This window comes from Tenacibaculum aiptasiae (assembly GCF_008806755.1).
In the GTDB taxonomy this organism is placed as follows: Bacteria; Bacteroidota; Bacteroidia; order Flavobacteriales; family Flavobacteriaceae; genus Polaribacter; species Polaribacter aiptasiae.
In genome coordinates this window covers 1-3,507 of the sequence record NZ_WAAU01000083.1, presented here as the reverse complement: position 1 = coordinate 3,507, position 3,507 = coordinate 1, and the positions used below count along the sequence as shown (strand labels likewise).

3 protein-coding genes are annotated in these 3,507 nt (G+C 31.0%); all 3 read left to right on the top strand.

The window, feature by feature from the left end; all coding sequences use genetic code 11:
* Positions 1-146: 146 nt before the first annotated feature.
* From F7018_RS18085 to F7018_RS18075, 3 genes are read left to right on the top strand one after another with little or no spacing between them, the layout of a single operon-like run.
* Positions 147-878: a type III pantothenate kinase gene (locus tag F7018_RS18085; RefSeq protein WP_150901501.1), complete on the top strand. Its 732-nt coding sequence runs from the start codon at positions 147-149 to the stop codon at positions 876-878.
* On the top strand, positions 871-2,139 hold the full coding sequence (locus F7018_RS18080; RefSeq protein WP_150901500.1) for a hypothetical protein: 1,269 nt from the start codon (positions 871-873) through the stop codon (positions 2,137-2,139). The genes F7018_RS18085 and F7018_RS18080 overlap by 8 nt, the downstream gene beginning before the upstream one ends.
* A 13-nt stretch (positions 2,140-2,152) precedes the next feature.
* Entirely contained in the window at positions 2,153-3,466 is a 1,314-nt protein-coding gene (locus tag F7018_RS18075) for a hypothetical protein (protein WP_246175254.1), read from the top strand.
* Positions 3,467-3,507 lie beyond the last annotated feature (41 nt).

Below are 3,507 nucleotides of genomic sequence, written 5' to 3'. Positions count from 1 at the left end.
TTTCAGTCCTTTGCTCTACCAACTGAGCTAAGGCACCAGTTGCTACTTTCGTTAAGCGGATGCAAATATACAATGGTTTTTTAATTATACAAAGTAATTGTTTTAAAAAAAATGTATTGTAAATTTGAAATCTAAGAATTAGAGATATGAATTTGATTATTGATGTAGGTAATACTAGAGTTAAAGTTGCTGTTTTTGAAACAAATACGATAAAAGAAGTTTTCATTTTTGAAAAGGAAAAAATTATTTCAGAATTGAAAAAAATTATTTCAAAATTTAAGATTTCAGGGTCTATTATATCTTCGGTAGCCACTTTTTCAGACTTAGAACAGGACAAAATAGTCGAATTATTAGATCCAATTTTTTTAGATAATAAAACAAAGGTACCGTTTAGTAATTTATATCATTCACCAAAAACATTAGGAGTAGATAGAATAGCATTGGCATCAGCAGCAGTTAAAAAATATCCTAAAAGTAATGTGTTAGTTATTGATGCAGGAACATGCATTACTTTTGATTTTATCAATCATAAAAAAGAATATTTAGGAGGAGCCATATCTCCAGGGATTAGCATGAGATACAAAGCATTACATAATTTTACTTCTAGGTTACCGTTATTAAAACCTAATGAAGTTGAAAGTTTTATAGGTAACGATACAAATACTTCAATGCATTCTGGTGTTGTAAATGGAATTTGTAATGAAATAAGTGGTGTTATCAAGCAATATGAAGATGAGTATCAAGATTTAACAGTAGTTTTAACAGGCGGAGATACATATTTCTTGGCTAAACAATTAAAAAGTGGCATATTTGCCCATCCAAATTTTGTTTTGGAAGGGTTACATACTATTTTGACATACAATATAGCGAATGATTAAGAGATTATTATCAGGGGTACTTTTATTAAGTACAATAACAATAACGGCACAACGAAATAGTGCATCACCATACTCTTATTTTGGAATAGGTGAAAGTTTTGAAGCAGTAACTGTAGAGCAAGCTTCTATGGGAGGGATTGGAGTCGCTTTAAAAGATACGCACCGTTTAAATTTTACCAATCCTGCATCTAATGCAGATTTAAGAGCTGCAACTTATGGTATTGGTGGTAGTTTAAGCTTTTTAACAGTAAAAGAAGGAAATCAGTCTCAATCAGGGAATTCTACCAACTTACGTTATTTAGCCTTAGGGTTTCCTATAGGTAAAAAAGCAGGTATGTCTTTAGGTTTACAACCATTTTCTTCTGTTGGATATTCATTATTAGATAATAAAGATCCAAATAACGTCACCTTATATAGAGGAGAAGGAGGAGCTAGTAAAATATATGCGAGTTTTGGAATGTATGCTTTTAAAGGTTTCTCTTTAGGAATTGAAGCTGGGTTTATATTTGGTAATTTAACCAATAGTATATTGAATCAAAGAGTTAATGTGGTATTTGCTACGAGACAAGAAGAAAAAACACAATTAAGAGGAGGGCAGTTTAAATTTGGAGCTCAATATAAAAGAGAATTAAAAAATAAATTACAGTTATATTCAGGAGCATCAGTAACTTTAGAAAGTAATTTGTCTGCAAATGGTAGTGAAAGAATGTATTCGTTAGCATTTTCAAGTGCAGGTCAAGAAATACCAAAAGATGTTTTGTTTAATAGAAACGTGAGTGGAGATGTTAGTGTACCTCTTAAAAGTGTATTTGGATTTGGTTTAGGAAAAGAAAATAAATGGTATGTAGGTGTTAATCAGCAATTTCAAAGTGCTTTGAGTACTTCAAGTTCTATTGTTGCAAATGGAGGTGTGTATAAATATGAAAGTTCAAATAAGTTTTCTTTAGGAGGATATTATATACCAAAAATTAATTCTATTTCAAGTTACTGGGATAGAGTTGTTTATAGGGCAGGTTTTCGTATGGAGGATACTGGTTTACAAGTTAGAACAAATAACGAATTTACTTCGGTAAAAGACTTTGGCATAAATGTTGGTCTTGGGTTACCATTACCAAGACAGTTATCAACCTTAAACATAGGTTTTGAGTATGGTCAAAAAGGAACAACTAATAATAACCTAATTAAAGAAAACTATTTTAATATAAGATTAAGCTTATCTTTGAATGATATTAACTGGTTTAAAAAACGACAAATAGATTAATAAAAACTGATAAATGATGAAAAAACTTACGTATTTACTTACAGGATTATTTTTGTTTGTAGCCGTAAATGGTGTTAAAGCGCAGGCAAGTCAAGAGTGTAATATTAAATATAATCTTTTTAAAGGAGATGCTACAACAAAAAAGTATACACAAGCTAAACCTAGTTTGGAATATTTATTAACGAATTGCCCTAAATTATCGGTTAATATATACAAATATGGAGCAAAAGTAGCTGATAAATTAAAAGACCCAGCTTTAGCTAAAAGAGTATATGAAACTAGATTAATAAATTTCCCAGTAAAAGGTGCTGCTAAAGCCCATAGTGATTACGCTACTTATTTAATTAAGAATAAGTTAGCTACAGATGCTGAGGTTTATGAAATTTTAAAGAAAGCTTATAAAATTTCACCAAAAGATATGGGGGTGAAAAATATCTTCAGATATTTTAAAGCTGTAACAGAAGAAAATAAAGATACAAATCCTCAAGTAGTATTTGATACTTATGACGATGTGATGGAGTCTGTACAGGAGAAATTAGATGGTTACAGTAAGAAAATACCAGCTTTACAAGAAAAAGACTCAATGGGAACTATAGGGGCTAAAGAGAAAAAGTTATTGAGAGCTTATACAATGAATTCTTCTGCTTTAGGTAAAGTAGAAGGAGGATTAGATGCAATGATATCTAAAATAGCAACTTGTGAGAGATTGATACCTATCTACAGTAGAGATTTTGAAGCTAATAAAACTAATGGAGTTTGGTTAAAGAGAGCTGTGTCAAGAATGTACAATAAAGGATGTCAATCAGATCCTTTATTCGAAAAATTAGCAAACGCCTATGCTGAAGCAACTCAATCTGCAGATGCTTACAATTTCTTAGCAGGAGTTTTAGCTAAAAATGGAGATAAAGGTGGAGCTGCTCAAATGAGAAAGAAAGCATTTGATTTAGAAACTGATCCGTTTAAGAAAGCGAAATATAAATTAAGAGAAGCTCAAAGTGCTAGTGGAAGTAGAGCGAGAGCTTTAGCTTACGAAGCATTAAGATACAATCCAAATATGGGGAAAGCATACTTATTCATAGCTAGTTTATACCAAAAAAGCGCTAACTCTTGTGGTAGTGATGAATTTGAAAAAAGAATGGTATATGTAGCAGCTTTAAATAAGGCATTAAAAGCGAAAAGAGTTGACCCAGGATGTGGAGCTGGAAGATATATTTCTAGTTATAGAAAAAATGTACCATCTAAGAAATTAATTTTCCAAAAAGGAGTTGCATCTGGAGGTAGTCATAAAATTGGATGTTGGATAGGCGAAACCGTTCGTATTCCTTAATAGATTTAAATGAAATCATTTTTAGTAAATATATATAATAG

Bases quoted from the DNA above. Each gene is read 5' to 3' on its own strand.
- F7018_RS18085 (WP_150901501.1), top strand. From the start codon at position 147: ATGAATTTGATTATTGATGTAGGTAATACTAGAGTTAAAGTTGCTGTT.
- F7018_RS18080 (WP_150901500.1), top strand. From the start codon at position 871: ATGATTAAGAGATTATTATCAGGGGTACTTTTATTAAGTACAATAACA.
- F7018_RS18075 (WP_246175254.1), top strand. From the start codon at position 2,153: ATGATGAAAAAACTTACGTATTTACTTACAGGATTATTTTTGTTTGTA.